Here is a 17,209-nt window from a genome sequence, read left to right as displayed (position 1 = left end):
AGAGGAGAGAGGGACATGACATCAACCAGGCAGACGGAAATCAAAGTAGCTCATCTTCAACCAGATCAAGTAGATAGGTACGAACAGCTTCACCGCGATATTCCTGCTGGGAACGAAAAGCATATGCGGGAAGCGGGCATCGTGTCTTTGCGGATATTTCGCGAGGGGCTGACCCTGTTTATGATCGTTGAGTCCGATCCATCTTTGGCAATTCCTGATCGGGTCATTGATATCCAGTTGGAAGAAGAGTGGCATCGATTGACTGGTGAATGCTTTTCAAGTATTTGGCAGGATGCAAAGGAAATTTATCGATTTCAGAGAGAGGAGTCGTAGGAATGAAGGAGCGCAACACAATCGTCGAAAATCCGATTTTATCTGGTGACCACGCCGATCCTTCGATCGTGCTTGTTGGATCGGACTATTATATGGTAACTTCGACGTTTCAGTATTTTCCTGGCGTTCAGGTTTTACACTCCCGTGATCTGGTTCAATGGTGTCCAATTGGTCATGTTATAACTCGCAAGAGTCAGCTAGATTTGACGGGCATGCCGGATTCATTCGGTGTATTTGCGCCAGACATTTCTTATTATGACGGGAAGTTCTGGGTTGTTGTGCCTTACTACCATGGTCAGCCGCGCTGCACGAATTTGTTGTTTGTCGCGGACCGGCCAGAAGGACCGTATAGCGAAGCGATCATGCTCAATCATCACTTTATTGATCCATCTATTTTCAACGACGATGATGGCAAGCGCTATCTGGCATTCGGTGGAGGATGGGTGCATGAAATGGCAAAGGACGGCTCCTGTTTACTTGGAGAGGCGAAGCAGGTATGGCCTGGAACAGGCGGAGCTGCGCCTGAAGCGCCGCACATTGTGAAGCGCAATGGCTGGTACTATTTGATGCTGGCGGAAGGCGGCACCTTCTTTGAGCATATGGAGACGCTTGCGCGCAGCCGTTCCATCTGGGGGCCTTACGAACCGTGCCCGCACAATCCGGTGTTAATTCAACGCGACCCCGAACAGCGGATACAGAAGCCTGGACACGGGAAGCTGGTCCAAGATCCGAATGGACAATGGTGGATGTTTCATCTTGGCGGTCGCCCACTAACCCCAGGGGGTGCATGCCCGCTTGGACGAGAAACATTCGTGGTACCTGTACATTGGACAGAGGATGATTGGTTTATTGTGGGTGAAGATGGCGTGCCGATGGATCGAGTGACGATGCCTTTGACAGGAGACGGGCTATTAACAGAAGATTCCTCAGTCGAAGATTGTTTTGAAGGAGCCGCGTTATCACCTGATTGGGAATGGGTACGGCATCCGGTAGAAGATGGCTATCAATTGTCGCAAGCGGGACTGCAAATGATGTGCAAACCGTTTATCCCCTACGGTCTTGGATCCACGCTCATATTAACACGACGCTGGCGTCATTTCGGTTTCACTACGGTGACCAAGATGGTTTTTGAGCCTAAAAGCAGGGGGGAAGAAGCGGGGATAGCGCTTTATCGGGATGCCGATGCCTTCCTTTTCTTTTCTATTCGTAATGGTATTGGCCAAACGTCTGGACAAGGCTTTGATGTAAGTCGTCTTCATGAAAATCAAGAACATGACGGACTGTATCTGGAACTCGATCAATACGTAGCTGTTCACAAAAAGATGCTCGCAAGGATTAAGCTTCCTATTGAACCAGGGCAACCCATCTGGCTTAAAATTGCGTTGAATGCCGAAACGCAATATTTTAACTTTTTTCACTCACTAGACGGCATCACGTATACGGATTTGGGCATTGAACTTGCAGCGGAGTTTCTTTATCCGGAGATGCATACGCGGTTCTTGTGTTTTACTGCTCCACGAATTGGCTTGTATGCAAAAGGGGTTTATGGCGAGCCGGAAGGACGAGCGTATTTTCGAGAGTTTTCGTACCAGGGTCAGAAGTAAAGTTGATTATAGCGGTACGGAGATAAGAAGATAGATGAATCAATCCGTTGATTTAGCTATCTTTTTTATCGTACATTCCCTCACCCCTGAAGTAGTCTAGAACAAACTCGTGAAATTTCTGTGCTTCGGACGACAAATAATGCCTTTTCGACCAAGCTAGACCTAAGGTCATGTTGCCTCCGAGATCGGTAATTCGTACTTTGTTCGGCGCTATGTTTATTCTTGTCCACCAAGCCAAATCCGGGGCAAAAGTGATGCCATGTCCTTCTTTCAACAGCAAAAATACCGCATCCACTTCATTAACTTCAATTCTCGTGTTGGGTGTAAATCCTGCGGCTTTCATACACAAGGTATCTGTCAAATCCCGGAACCAATACCCTGAAGGTAACCCAATGAATGATTCATCCTTTAACTCCTTTAAAGATACACATTCACGCCCGACTAAAGGGTGATGTTCCGGTACAAGCAAATGGATCTTTTCAGTACGTAAAGGCATCCACTCGATATCAGGACCTTCAATAGGGGTAAAGGTGATACACATATCAATGTCGCCGTCCTCGAGCAATTTCTTCATATTAGATGTTGGTTCAACCACTTGTCGAAAACTCACATCGGGATAAATCTCCAAAAAAGCACCCAGCATTTCCGGTAAAATGATTGTAAGCTGGACCGCAATCGTTATGCTTCCTCTCTCAAGTCCCGCCATAACTCTAATTTCACGCTGTGCTTCCTCTAGCTCCTGAAAGACACGCTCCGCCCGCTTAAGCAGCACCTCGCCATAAGCGTTTAGACGAATATTACGGCCATGCCGGTCAAATAACGGAACACCAATATGTTCTTCCAACCGAGTGATGGTTTTGCTCAGTGAAGGTTGAGAGATGTTTAATACATTCGCTGCTTTCGTTATTTGTTCGAGTTTCGCAGTCGTCAGAAAATATTTTAATTGGAGTAGCTCCAAACTAATCCCTCTTTTTTCATATAGACTTTAATCTATAATATATATGATTATATGTATTATACAATTGTAAAGGTCTTTACTATAATTCAAGTTAGAACAAATCAGTATCTATTATGCTCAACCTTGACTTTTTAATCCAAATGTTGGGGCATGTTCAGTCGCTTGGTTAAGTACGATTGTAAGGCGGGTTCAATTTTTTGGGGAGGTATGCCGTAAGACTTTAGTTTAGTAAAGTGAAATTCTGGATTTTATGGGGGCTTTCTTCGGAACTAATTGACCTAAGTATAATTATTCTGATTTTTCTGATTTTTTTCTTTGCCGTTTTCTATTCTATGAAATTGGATTCATAGGAAACTATTTTTATATTTTAGTAGGAGGTTCACAATGCGGAAGAATTTGAAGACAGCCAAGAAAATGCTATCGATCCTCGCGTTAAGTAGTATGCTATTAACCACTGTATTGCCACAAAGTGCAATCTTTGCAGAATCAGCTACGAATGCGATTCAACAAAGTGAATCAACATCAACGGGAACTTTTGATGCAGAAGAAGTAACACGCATTCTTGCCGGTCTAACGACTGAGCAGAAAGCCAACATTAATAAGCTTACTGGAGCAGACATTGCGCAAAAAAACCATGTAGATCCAAAAGATTTGCGTGCTTTAGGTAACATTAATGTTATCGTGCAATTTAAGACGGATCCAGCCAAAATACAAATCATAAAGCAAGCATTAGCTAATGGCGAAGCTGGCGTGAATAGCCAAACCTTTGCAACCGACTATACGGCAGCTCAACAAATGGTGTCAGATTCTCACGCCAAATTTAATAGCTTCGTGAATGCAAAGCCTTCAACGCAAATTGTTGGCGGAAAATCTGTTAATTCGGATATGAGAATTACTAGAGAATATTCAGAGGCGTTTAACGGAGTAGCTTTATCACTCCCTGCCAATCAAGTTGATCAACTTACAAATAGTCCGGAAGTTGCTTCCATTTGGTCTGTTGTAGAATACGTAGTACCTGAACAAGGAAGCGCAGCTTCCGCTGAAAGTATAATAGGTTCTGTCGGCAAGCCTACCTCAGCATTGACTTTGATGGGCATTGATACACTTCAAGCCGAAGGCCATACAGGTATTATCAAGTCAGGTGCTCGTCAAGGCCAAGCCGTTAAGGTCGGTGTTTTGGATACAGGGATCGATTATAATCATCCTGATTTATTCAAAGTCACACATGATGCAAATGGTGTACGTTATGGTGGACATGACTTAGTCAATAGCACATTCGATGCATCCGGTAAAGTAACTTACGTGGATGACTTTGACCCGATGGAAACCATTTATCCGGATTGGCAAGCTGCAAAGCAGAATCCGAATCCGCTTGAAGGTCCGCCTTCTGCGAATTATAAGGACTATATCACAGAACATGGTACACATGTTGCGGGGACAATTGCTGCAAATACGACAAATAATAATGCTGTTTATTCCGCAAACGGTGTAGCGCCGAATGTTGAACTTCATGGGTACCGTGTGTTAGGACCAGCTGGACGCGGTACGTCAGAGTCGGTATTAACTGGTATTGATCAAGCCGCTAAAGATCATATGGATGTCATCAATCTTTCGCTTGGCGCAAACGTAAATGATCCGACATACCCAACTAGTATTGCCATCAACAACGCTACGCTTGTAGGTGTAGTATGTGTACTTGCAGCAGGCAATGCGGGTCCTGGTCGAGCTACTGTTGGTTCGCCGGGAACTTCAGCGCTTGCAATTACCGTTGGTGCAAGTACGATCCCGGAAAGCATTCCGGTTATGACCATCAAGGTTGGCTCATCTTCTTTTCAGGCTCGTTTATTCGGGAAAAGCTTCACACAAGAGGATGAGGTATATAAAGGTCGAACATTACCCATTGTAAATGTCGGTGCTGGAACTATGGCAGACTACAGTGGAATTGAAATTCCCGGTAAAATTGCCCTTGTTAAACGCGGCGGAGAGTTTATGCAGACCAAAATGGCAAATGCTTATGCCGCAGGCGCAGCAGGCATGATCATCTATGATAATCTAGATGATGCCGATTCCCAAGGATATATTCCAAATTTCTTAGGCCTTAGTATGAATCATGTTTATTCCCTTAACTTGACGCAAGCCCAAGGAATAAAACTTTCGCAAGAAATCGCTGCTGATCCGAAAAATGCAACCGTAACGTTTCCGGCTGCATTGGATGCGCCAATCTTGAAAAATGCGGACGAATTGGCCGGGTTTAGCTCGACAGGACCCGTGAAAGATTGGACGATTAAGCCGGACGTTGTTGCTCCAGGTGTTGACATTTTGTCTACAGCCCCATTCGACGTTTATGAGCCGGAAAACACAGATTATTCTTATCAGTATATGCAAATGTCCGGGACGTCCATGGCTACGCCTCATGTAGCAGGGATTGCTGCTTTGGTTCTGGCTGCTCACCCGGATTATAGTCCCGCCGATGTCAAGACGGCACTAATGAATACAGCCAAGGATATAAACAAGGACTCGCTGACTTATAGCGTGTATCAGGTCGGTGCTGGTCGTGTCGATCCCGCTCGCGCCATTAAGTCAAACATGAAAATTCAAGTTTTGGATAAAACCTATACGCGTGAAAACCCTATGGAAAATCCAACTAATAGCAATACACGTCAAGTGGATAATATTACTGGAAGCATTTTCTTCGGCTTTAAAGGCAGAGGAGAAGGTGCAACGAACGGCTCTGATGATGTTGTTTCGTCCAAAGACTTTAACGTAATCAATCAAGGTACTAGCACTAAAACATTTAATGTTAGTACGAAATTTATTTCGACAAAATTTGCACATTCCAATCTAGTAGGTCCTGGAACAGGAAATGATGTTAAAGTAGATTTTTCTGTTAATGGTGCGCAAACGACATCAATAAGTGTTGGCAATGGTAGTACTGTTAAAGCAACAGCGAAAATAACGGTACCTTCCAATGCATTAGATGGCACTTACGAAGGGTATATTAACCTTGTTAATGCTACTGACCCAACAGAGTCTTATCGTATTCCTTTCACAACGACAGTAGCTGTAAAAGGAATCAATGATTTTGATATTTTGATTAAGGCGTTTACTCTTCCATATGGCACTACCGGAAACTGGAACMCAGATACAAACGGCCCTGGCGGAACACTTTTCAAATTCTCTGTCAATAATTCAATGGAAAGTTTGTATATTCTATTGAAAGACAAGAGTGGCAAATATTTGGGTGTTGCTCAAAATGTAACGGCTATCGATGCGGCAGGTCCAGGTGCCTTATTTGGACCATTACCCGTGCTTCAGGGAGGCGTATATCTTCCATTTACAAGTCCATATACGGGGTCACTAGATCAGTCCAAATTATCAGAACAAGTGTCGGTGGTCACTGAAGGTGCTTATTCACTTGAGATGATTGCAACTGACTCATCAGGCAAACAATACAAGAAAGAAAGTAATATCTATGTTGACTTTACAGCGCCTACCATCAATATGGATAGTGATTCAAAGCCGGGGATTTATGAAGTTGACCCTACTGGGTATCAGCCTGGTCAAGAGATCCAAAGATTTTGGGGTACCGTTTATGATTCTAACATTGACTTCATGAGAAATAATGGTGAAACTTCAGTGCCAAGTCTTGTAGAACTGAATAAACAAGTGCCTCTCGATCAAGCCTTGAACACGGTCTGGGGTTACCAAGATAGTATTTTTCCAACTTCAATTTTCGATACGGAAGCGAAAGGTCGATTCCATTTTGGTGTTTCTCAGGAGGACATTACTTCAGAAGGTACTGATTTTTGGATTTATCCAAGTGACTATGCTGGTGCAGCTGATATGGATACCACGAAACAAAGATATCACTTCATCAAAAAAGGCTCTCCATATGTAACGTATACATCTTCTGGAGGCATTGATGCAGGTAGTGCGAATCAAGATAAGACTGTCGTGGATGCCAATAAACCATTCAAAGTCAACTTCGCTTTGAAACATGCATTAGGCATGACAGGCGGTAAAATTACGCTCAATAGTTTTCTTTATACATTTGCAAATGCCAAGCTTACTCAAGAGTATAAAGACTATTTAACTAGCAAAGGTATTAATGCTACTTCAAATATTCTAAGCATGGGTGAACCACTTCGTGATGATATACATGCCGGTTTTTCCACTGATATTACAATATCAGGAATTGCTGATGCTGGCGCTCTTGATGAAGCTCATAAAGATATGAACATTATCGAAGTAGATGTAACCTATACACATCCTGATCCGCTTAGTGGGCCTTGGGAATTTAACGTTTATAATTCAGAATTAACTTTTGTCGGTAAAACTAAACCGGTTCCTGTTCCGGAATTCGAAACAAATGTGCCTTATATTAGACAAGCTACATCCTTGATTACAGGCGGTTTTTTTGCAGAAGCGTTCAGAGAGAATTCGCTTAGCGGAGCTTTCACAGGTATTTCAAAKGGTTCAGGTGCAAAGGTTACGTTTTCCAGTCAAGATGGAAACACGGCTACAACAGATAATCCTTCATCTCCAAACAATACGATTGAGTATGCTGGGAAAAATTTGGGTACCTATGCCATTACAGTGGGTGTAAGCGATAAACCATACGCTGTTGAGCAATACATGCCTGGACATTTTAAGGGATATTTACAGTCCCCTGTAGTTGGAACTAATAGGTTTGGCTATATTACGGGAGGTTACAAGGATATCGCTAGTAATCAAACGCCTCTCTTATTAGGCGGAGACGTCAATGGCGATAATGTCATTGACATTAAAGATGCTCTTGCAGAAGTTAAAGCATATAATCAATATAGTGTTTTAACGACTCCCGCAGATAGAACAGCATTTCTTAATAATATTAGTAATAGAAATTACGATATTCGTGTAGGTACAACAGGTGTAAGTGCTGCTGGAATTGACTATTATGATTTCTATTATATTTTCAAGAATTTTGGTAAAATAAATGAAACAGCACCCAATAAAGCTGCTTTGACAGCACTAGATAAACTTACAGCAGGTGATCTCACGGTTCCTGTTCTAGTCAACGGTGTTGCTCTAAAAGTTGGGGATGGTATTAAGGAAATAAAGGCCGCGCTTAATTTCAAAGGTCCGGCATTTACAGTCCAAAATGCAACAATAAACGACTTGGCAAAGGGTGCCCCAGTAATCCTTACATCTTCAAATGAAATTTTAAAGGATGATGAAGTTTGGAGAAATACGATTACTGAAATCAATCTTGATGGTATAAACGTAAAAGACGCATTATATTCAGGTACAACTGATAAACTTGCTACAATTTTAGCGGGAAATGCTTTATATGATCCGATTAAAGGTGTTTCCTATAACAATACAAAAATAATATTGCATAATTCTTTGTTCCCAGCAGCGAAGAAATATACAGTTGTTATTAAGGCTCCAGGTTATCAAGATGTAACAGTTGCTATAAATGTTACAACGTCAGCTATTGCTGTACCACTTGTTCCAATCGTTCTTGATCCAACACTAGCTCATCTTGGGAATGATTTAACACTCACTTTTCCAGAAGACGCTGACTGGCGTATGGGAATTAACAGAATAGTGGTGAAAACTGCAAACTGGTTAACTGGTGTAACATTGAATGTTGATTCTAATAGTCAATACTATAACATTAGCCAACCAGGGAAAATTACTTTTGACAAAGCTTTATTTAAAGCAGCAGTTGTTGGTGCAACTCAAGCAATTGTGCCAGGTGGAAATGTGTTTAATCCTCAATTATACACTTTTGAAATCTACTCAACTGGTTATACTAGCAAGATAGACTTTCCAGCGGCAGTAGTAAGTAAGCAGCCGGTAGGATATGGTTTAACTTTCGATACGTCCGGAGGCACTCCAATTCCTCCGATCGCAGTTGGTTACAATCCAGCTAATACACAGATGACTTCGAATGGTGTAGTTGCTGCTATATCAAACATCCATCCTAAAGCATCAAAGCCTGGACATAATTTCACTACGTGGTATTCGGATCCTGCTCGAACAATTGTTTTTCAAGGAGGTATTTTAACTGGTGACATAACCTTATATGCGGGTTATAACGTTAGTTACATTCAAAATTATGCACCTGTTGATAAAAATAAACCAAATGGTGCGAAGTTTGAGGGGGCTGGAGCAGCTACGGTTCTTGGTGAAGGTCCGTTAATCCTTACTATGCCTGACCCTACAGTGACTCCATGGATATCAAGCATCTCAAGTATCAAAGCTGAATTCTATCTTGAGGGTCCCCCAGGAACATCGCTGTTAACAAACAGCTATATATTAGACCCAAGCACGTACTCGATAGATAGTACTGCTGGAACGCTGACCTTTACAACAGCCACAGAAACATATGCGGCAGAGCATCCAAATGAGAAATTTGCCTTTAGCAAATCTGCTAATACTGGTTCTCCGTCTCCATTTAGAGGTTATAAGTTAACATTAACTACGAATGAAGGTAACGTGATAATTCCTGACGTTAGGCTCATGTACAGAATGCACTATGACTTAAATGGCGGGACTTTAAGAAACGCTGCAAGCACAGCGTTCAACGACAGACTAGTGAGTGCAAAGGAAACTGCACCAGTTTTAAGTAATACTCCTGTTCCTGTAATAAATGGAGAAAGTTCATTAGATACAAGTGACTATTACTACGATAAAGCTGGTAAATTGGCTTCCAATGTTTTAAATGCTAGTGCTAAATATGCAAAAGATAATACTACATTTTATCTAAACTGGGGTAAAACAGCACCAACTGTAATTAACGATACTACTGATAATTTAGTTGGCAGTGATATATCACTAACCTATACGGATGATGTAAATTGGAGCAGTGTAATCACTAGCGTATATATTGGTTCCAAAAAACTTGTTAATACTGTGGATTACACAATTACTCCTGGATCGATCAAGCTTGATAAAAAGCTATTTACTCAAGCACAAAAGATAAACATCAACATAAAAGCAACGGGTTATGTCGATGTCAATGTTTTGAATCAAGTTATCGGTCATAAGGTAACATTTGATTCAAGTGGTGGTGAGTTTATTGCACCTCAAATCGTTGATTCACGTGTTGCCAAACCGTCTGATCCTTCTAGGATAGACTACAAGTTTGCTGGCTGGTACACGACAAGCGATTTAACAACACCATTTAACTTTGCAAGCATTATTACAGGTCCAACTACACTTTATGCTAAATATGCATTAGCAACTTCACTAGTTGAAGAAGATACGCAAGATAACGCTCTCGGTAATGATATTACGCTTGAATTCAGCGATTCTGACTGGGCACATGCAATTACCGAAATTAAAGTAGCCGGTAATACTGTAAGTGAAACAACTTATTACAAAAAAGATTTTGCTTTAGGCACGATTACGTTTGATAAGAGTCTCTTTACGAAAGTAGGAGATTTCAATATCACGATTAGTGCAACGGATTATGCGGATGTAACCGTTATGCAATATATTGGAAATGGATACAATGTGCATTTTGTTCTTGATAGCGCCGCTCCATTTGCAGTACAAGACAAAATTGTAGCACGTAGAATCACGCAACCAGTTGTTACAGGATATGATATGACTTGGTTCGCAGACGAGGCTCGTACACAACCTTGGGATTTCACAAACTCCATCTATTCGGATAAAACACTTTATGGTAATTGGTCAATCGCTAAATTTACCGTGATTATCGATCGACAAGATGGCAGCATTGTAGAAAATGTTTACGCAGATTACAACACTACAATCACAGCTCCAACAGCTCCAACAAGAACGGGTTATACGTTCGGAGGTTGGTATAAGGATGCTGAGGGCACTAATGCTTGGAACTTTGCGTCTGATGTAGTAACAGCAAATACAATTGTATATGCGAAGTGGACCGAAAACCCGGTTGATACTGGCGGTGGACCCATCATTGGCGGTGGACCAATCACTGGTGGCGGACCTGGAACGAATGAAGATGAAGTAGTATTTACACTTGATCAAGCAGCAAAAGCAATTGCAGACGCAGTTGCAGCTGGAGCAAGTGAAGTATCAATTATCATTCCTGACTCAGACAGCGAATTGGGCAATAAAGTAACACTTCCAACTGAAGTGACACAAGCGTTGGCTAATGCTCAAAAGGATCTAAAGATCTCTTCTACGAAAGTGGAAGTTAGCATTCCAAGTCAATCCTTGCAAAATGCTTCAGAAGATGTAATCTTTACAATTCACTTTGTAACAGAAGATAAGAAGCAACAGGTAGCTGAGAATGCTAGTCAGCAAGCTGGAGGTATCGGTGAAGCTACTATTATCGGTCAGCCAGTTGAAATTGACACTAATCTTCAAAACAAGCCTGTAACCCTAACATTACCATTAGGTAATCTAACGGCTGATCAGGTAAAAGATCTTGCAATCTACATCGAGCACAGTGATGGTACGAAGGAGTTAGTTCAAGGTAAACTTGTGAAATTCGACGACAACGGTCAATGGGGTCTTCAGTTCACAACGAACAAATTCAGTACGTTCTCTGCTGTTCAAATTGCAGGAGTAGATAAATACTTCGGCGTTAAAACAAAAGCTTATGTACATGGATACCCAGATGGCACATTCAACCCATCAGGGAAGATTACTCGTGCAGAAGTAGCTACGATCCTAGCGCAAATTTCAACTAAAACAGCTAGTGGAACAGCTATGACATTTACAGATGTAGCTACTGATTACTGGGCAATGAATGCCATTACAACAGTAACTCAAATGGGTCTAATGAACGGTTATGGCGACAATACGTTCCGCGGCGATCAAGAGATTACGCGTGCTGAATTAACTAGCATCATTGCACGCTTGTTGGGAAGCTCCGACACAGCTGCAGCAAGCAAATTCAGTGACATCGCTGGTCATTGGGCGAAAGCAGCCATCGATCAAGTAGCCGCTGCAGGCATGATTAACGGCTACGAGGATGGAACGTTCAAGCCTTCCAACTCATTGACTCGTGCTGAAGCAGTAACAATGATCAATCACTATCTAGGTCGTGAGCTGTCAACTTCAGTTACTGGGCCTACTTGGTCAGACGTACCTGCTACGCATTGGGCATACAAGGAAATTGAATCTGCTTCTCATGATCAAAAATAAGTACTAGATGAAAAAAGACCGTTTGTAGCCTGAGAAGGGCTATAAACGGTCTTTTTCTTTTCTCAATGCGCTGGGATTAACGCCGTACCATTTACGAAACTGATTGGTGAAATGGTTGTAGTTTTGGAAGCCAACGTCATAGCACACATCTGCAGCGCTGCGATCCGTGTGTGTCAGGAGGAGAACGGCTTGTTTAATTCGCATTTGGTTCAAGGTATCGATAATGGAGTGGCCTGTGCTTTCTTTAAAAAGATGAGACAGACGGGAAGTGGAGAGGCCTACTGAGGCGGCCAGCTCGTCAATTCGAATGGGTTGATGCATATTCTTCGAGAGAAGGTATTGTGCCTCTTCGATGCGCGGATCCATTTGTTTGTACGATTTCTGAGCGATGATGTATAAAAGCTCTTGCACGGAGGTACTGCAAAGTTCAAACCAATATTCTCGGCGTTCTCGTGAATCCTCTAGGATACGAGTGAAAGTACGATAAATGCGATCGCGTAGGGATTCGCTATCAATAGAAAGGTGTAACAGTGGTTGATTGGGAAGAAGATTCGTTTCCATGAAGGTATCCGGGAAATGAACCCAGCAGAATTGCCAGGTAGCACCAGGACTTGTCCCATAGTGCTGCGGAGTTCCAGGTCGCAATAAGTTAAAGTCACCTGTTTTACATGTCTGTACATGGCCTTGCATGTCGAAATAACCTTCGCCATCTAGGGTGAAGGTAAGCAGCCAGTCCGTTTTACCTTGTGGACGCTTCATGAAATATGTGTCATTTTCTAGAAAGTGTCCAGCAAATAAGGAATATTCATCGATGTTCATGATCACTTCCTCCAATCGTCACCCTTTCGGAACATTCCGATAAGCGCTAGGGGCGGACCCCGTCATTTTTTTAAATAATCGCGAGAAATAATAGGGGTCAGCCATTCCAATGTTAGCGGCAACTTCCTTGATGGATAAAGCCGTTAAACTGAGCATTTGGGCCGCTTTTTGGATTTTCATGCGCAAAAAGTATTCAATTGGCGGAAAGCCTGTTTCTTCGTTAAATAATAAAATTAAATGCTGTCTAGATAAACCTACGTGGTTGGCCAATTCAGGGAGCGTAATGGCGTCTTCTAAATGAACATTCATGTATTGTATGGCCACTTCAAGATATTGCTCCCTTTTTTTGTCCTGGGCTGTTCCTCCCGCGCTAATCCCTATGCTGCTAATCAGTTGCCGGATCGATTGGGACACGTGGGTGTGGATGGGTAACGAATAGGTTTTATCGGATAGCAGATAATAGCATTTATCGAAAACATCCTTGTATTCAGTCATTGCGCCGAGGGGGAGATGAAGCGGGCCTGTATCCATTCCGTACATTTGTATAAAAGCCGCGGTATGATCGCCCTGAAGATGAAACCAGTAAATACTCCATGGTGCATGGGTAGATGCGCCATACCGATGTGGGGTATGGGCAGGAATGACAGCTAGGTGATTCGGGGGCAAAGTAATCGCTTGTTGTCCCAGTTCGATCCAGCCTTCTCCTTCGGAGCAAAAGATGAAAATGTGGGAATTACTGCCTTCGGGCCGTTCCCGATAGTGATGATGGGCATGCGGGAAGAAGCCAATATCACTTACGAATAAATCACGCGTCAGCTCGGAGCGGGATAATTCGGTCTGCATATAATCAGGAAGAATGAACAATTTCTCTTCTTCAAAGCCTTCCGGCTTTCTTGTTATATCCAATTTCTGGCCTCCCTCCATAATAAGAATATAATCCATCACATTAAGCATTTTGTCAATTGGCGATAGCCGTCTTCCGAGGTAAAGTAGAGATAATCAGTTAAGGGAGTGATAATGGTGAGTCAGAAAGTTCGCATTTGGGAAGAAGCAACGTCGATTCCGACTTATGGCATTGGGGAGCCTGACCGCAATCCAATGTTTTTAGAAAAACGTGTATATCAAGGAAGCTCTGGTAAGGTATATCCGCATCCAGTTATCGATAAAATTGAAGATGAGAAGAAACCACAGTCCTATCAAATGGTGTTTTTGGAAAACGAATATGTTCGTATCGAGATTATGCCTGAGCTTGGCGGACGCATTTACCGTGCATTGGACAAAACGAATGACTACGACTTCGTATATTATAACCAAGTTATTAAACCAGCATTGGTTGGCCTAGCTGGACCATGGATTTCCGGTGGTATCGAATTCAACTGGCCGCAGCATCACCGTCCGAATACGTACGGTCCGGTTGAATACAAGCTCACCGAACAAGAAGATGGAAGTGCTACCGTTTGGGTGAGTGAGATCGACCGCATGTACGGAACGAAAGTGACTGCAGGCTTCACCTTGTATCCAGGCAAAGCCTATCTAGAAATTTCTGCACAGCTATATAATCGGACACCGGAGCCACAAACTTTCTTGTGGTGGGCGAACCCCGCAGTTGCGGTTAACGATAATACACAATCCGTATTTCCTCCAGATGTAACGGCTGTCTTTGACCACGGGAAACGTGACGTCTCTAGATTTCCAATTGCAACAGGAACGTACTACAAGATGGATTATTCCGCTGGCGTTGATATTTCACGCTACAAGAACATTCCTGTTCCGACTTCGTATATGGCTTATAAATCTGATTACAACTTCGTTGGCGGTTATGATCATGGTGTTGGGGCAGGTTTGCTGCACGTGGCGAATCATCATGTTTCACCAGGTAAGAAGCAGTGGACGTGGGGGAACGGTGAATTCGGGCAAGCATGGGATCGCAATTTGACGGATGAAGACGGACCGTATATTGAGCTCATGACTGGCGTTTACACAGATAACCAACCGGATTTCACATGGCTGCAACCTTATGAAGAAAAATCATTCAAGCAATATTTCATGCCTTACAAAAATATCGGTGTCGTTAAAAATGCTTCCATCGATGCTGCAGTCAACCTAGAAGTTGACGAGAAGACGCGTGAAGCGGTTGTATTTGCTTATGCTACATCCGTATTTGCTGGCGCTGTTATCGAGTTACAAGGCCGGAGCCGAACATATCTGAAGGAAATTGTGGAGCTGTCTCCTACGGAAACATTCAAATCAGTCCTTACACTGGATGCAAACGATCAAGCACACGACTTGAAGCTGACTGTAAGAGATGCCAATGGTACGTTACTCATTGCTTATCAGCCTGCAAAGCCATCCATTGAGCAAGTACCAGATGCTGCTAAGCCGCTTTTGGAACCAGCGGAGTTGAAAACGAATGAGCAGCTCTACTTAGCTGGGCTGCACTTAGAGCAATATCGCCATGCAACCTTCGAGCCGGAAGATTACTATTTGGAAGGCTTAAAGCGCGACCCAAGCGATAGTCGTATTAATGTTGCTTACGGCACACTCTTGCTGCGTCGCGGGCTGTATACCCAGGCAGAAGAACACTTCCGTACGGCGATCAAGTCGCTTACTTGGCGGAATCCGAATCCGTATGATAGTGAAGCTCTCTATCAATTGGGTGTTGCGCTTAAAGGGCAGGGACGTAAGGAAGAAGCATTCGCTGCGCTCTACAAAGCGACATGGTCCGCAAATTGGCAAGATGCTGGCTTCTTCACACTGGCACAAATTGCTTGTGAGAAGGGATCCTATAGTGAAGCGTTGGAATTGGTTGAGCGTTCGCAGATCCGCAATTCCCGCAATTACAAGGCACGTCACTTGAAAGCTGCGCTTCTTCGTAAGCTGGGGAAATTGCAGGAAGCACTTGTCTTCTCACAGGAGACACTTGCTTTGGATATCGCTGATTTCGGATCAGCTAACGAACGATACCTTACGCTTTCAAGCCAAGGTGAGCAAGGTCTTGCTGACGAAGCGAAAGCCGAGCTTATGCGACTTATGCGCGGGGATGCTCATAATTACTTGAACTTGGCATCCGATTATGCGAATTGCGGATTGTTCGAGGAAGCGATTGAATTGCTAGGGCGCATCGTGCAAGATAACGATTCTTCCGAAGTGTACCCGATGGTTCATTACACGCTTAGCTACCTTTATGAGAATGTAGGGCAATCGGAACTGGCTCGTACTCACAGGCATGCAGGAAATACGGCAACTTCGGATTACTGTTTCCCGAATAGCTTATTCGATCTTCATGTACTGACAAGCGTTATAGCTGTAGATTCTAAAGATGATAAAGCACATTATTACCTTGGAAATTGGTTTTACGATAAGAAAAGGCACGAAGATGCGATCACACATTGGGAAGCATCACGCTCCATTCGCGAAGATTTCGCGACGGTACACCGCAATCTGTCTCTCGCTTATTTCAACAAACGCGGAGACTCAGCATCGGCGCTTATCGCCATGGAGAAAGCTTTTGCTTGCAGACAAGATGATGCACGTGTTTTCTATGAACTTGATCAATTGTATAAGAAGCTGGGATATACGGCCGCGACTCGTTGCGCGAAACTAGAAGAGCACCAAGCTTTGGTGAACAAACGCGACGATCTCTATGTAGAGTATGTTACCCTTCTGAATGCGCAAGGTTTTCACGATAAAGCTGTTCAAGCTATGCAAGCGCGCAACTTCCACCCTTGGGAAGGCGGCGAGGGTAAAGTAACGGGGCAGCATGTATTTGCCCATGTCGAGCTTGCGAAGAAAGCGTTAGCTGAAAATCGCTTTGAAGCGGCAGTATCATTTTTACGGCAAGCACTTGTTTATCCAGATAATTTAGGAGAAGGTAAGCTGTCGGGCGCACAAGAAAATAATGTCTATTATTATCTTGGACTCGCTCATCAAGGTTTAACTCAGACTGAACTAGCGCAGGAATGTTTCGAAATTGCTTCCCAAGGACTGGAGGAGCCAGCTAGTGCCATGTATTACAATGATCAGCCGCCAGATATGATCTTCTATCAAGGAATGGCTTGGCTAGCATTGGGCAACGAAAAGGAAGCAAAACGTCGATTCAATAAGCTGATTGATTATGCTGAGAAGCATCTGTTCGACGAGGTGAAATTTGACTATTTCGCCGTTTCCTTGCCAGACTTCCTGGTATTCGAGGACAATTTGGATGTTCGTAATAAAGTTCATTGTTTATATATGATGGGACTGGGCCACCTAGGTCTTGGTAACAAGGAAATGGCTAGAGATCAATTCGATAACGCATTAAATATAGAAGCGAATCATTCAGGTGCGCGCATTCATCGGGGCATGAGCATCTGAGGAACGAGGTTAA

At 43.2% G+C, this 17,209-nt stretch carries 7 protein-coding genes; 4 read left to right on the top strand and 3 right to left on the bottom strand.

The genetic code is table 11. The features are described 5' to 3' along the window. Positions 1-15: 15 nt before the first annotated feature. Together AC1DVJ_RS02080 and AC1DVJ_RS02075 are read left to right on the top strand one after the other, a co-directional pair. A complete protein-coding gene (locus AC1DVJ_RS02080; protein ID WP_477587956.1) occupies positions 16-333 on the top strand; it encodes an L-rhamnose mutarotase in 318 nt (105 codons plus the stop codon). 2 nt (positions 334-335) lie between these two features. Further along, positions 336-1,937, top strand: coding sequence for a glycoside hydrolase family 43 protein (locus tag AC1DVJ_RS02075; protein WP_477587955.1), 1,602 nt, complete (start codon positions 336-338; stop codon positions 1,935-1,937). Positions 1,938-1,989: 52 nt separating this feature from the next. On the opposite strand, the gene AC1DVJ_RS02070 is transcribed toward AC1DVJ_RS02075, so the two are convergent. Further along, positions 1,990-2,895: a LysR family transcriptional regulator gene (locus AC1DVJ_RS02070; protein WP_477587953.1), complete on the bottom strand. Its 906-nt coding sequence runs from the start codon at positions 2,893-2,895 to the stop codon at positions 1,990-1,992. 384 nt (positions 2,896-3,279) lie between these two features. Here AC1DVJ_RS02070 and AC1DVJ_RS02065 point away from each other — a divergent pair, with 384 nt between their 5' ends. Then, complete coding sequence (locus AC1DVJ_RS02065; RefSeq protein WP_477587951.1) at positions 3,280-12,024, top strand: S8 family serine peptidase; 8,745 nt, start codon at positions 3,280-3,282, stop codon at positions 12,022-12,024. Positions 12,025-12,063: 39 nt separating this feature from the next. Here the strand turns inward: AC1DVJ_RS02065 and AC1DVJ_RS02060 are convergent, their stop codons facing one another. Both AC1DVJ_RS02060 and AC1DVJ_RS02055 read right to left on the bottom strand, forming a co-directional pair. Beyond that, entirely contained in the window at positions 12,064-12,843 is a 780-nt protein-coding gene (locus AC1DVJ_RS02060; protein WP_477587950.1) for a helix-turn-helix domain-containing protein, read from the bottom strand. An 18-nt stretch (positions 12,844-12,861) separates the two neighbouring features. After that, positions 12,862-13,749 carry a helix-turn-helix domain-containing protein gene (locus tag AC1DVJ_RS02055; RefSeq protein ID WP_477587949.1) on the bottom strand — a complete coding sequence of 296 codons (888 nt, stop codon included), beginning with the start codon at positions 13,747-13,749 and terminating at the stop codon, positions 12,862-12,864. 111 nt (positions 13,750-13,860) lie between these two features. On the opposite strand from AC1DVJ_RS02055, the gene AC1DVJ_RS02050 reads away from it, so the two are divergent. Then, positions 13,861-17,196 (top strand): DUF5107 domain-containing protein, encoded by a 3,336-nt coding sequence (locus AC1DVJ_RS02050; RefSeq protein WP_477587947.1) that lies wholly within the window; start codon positions 13,861-13,863, stop codon positions 17,194-17,196. Positions 17,197-17,209 lie beyond the last annotated feature (13 nt).

It is taken from the genome of Paenibacillus sp. P4_A9 (genome assembly GCF_056402415.1).
This window is presented reverse-complemented; position numbering and strand designations above follow the sequence as displayed.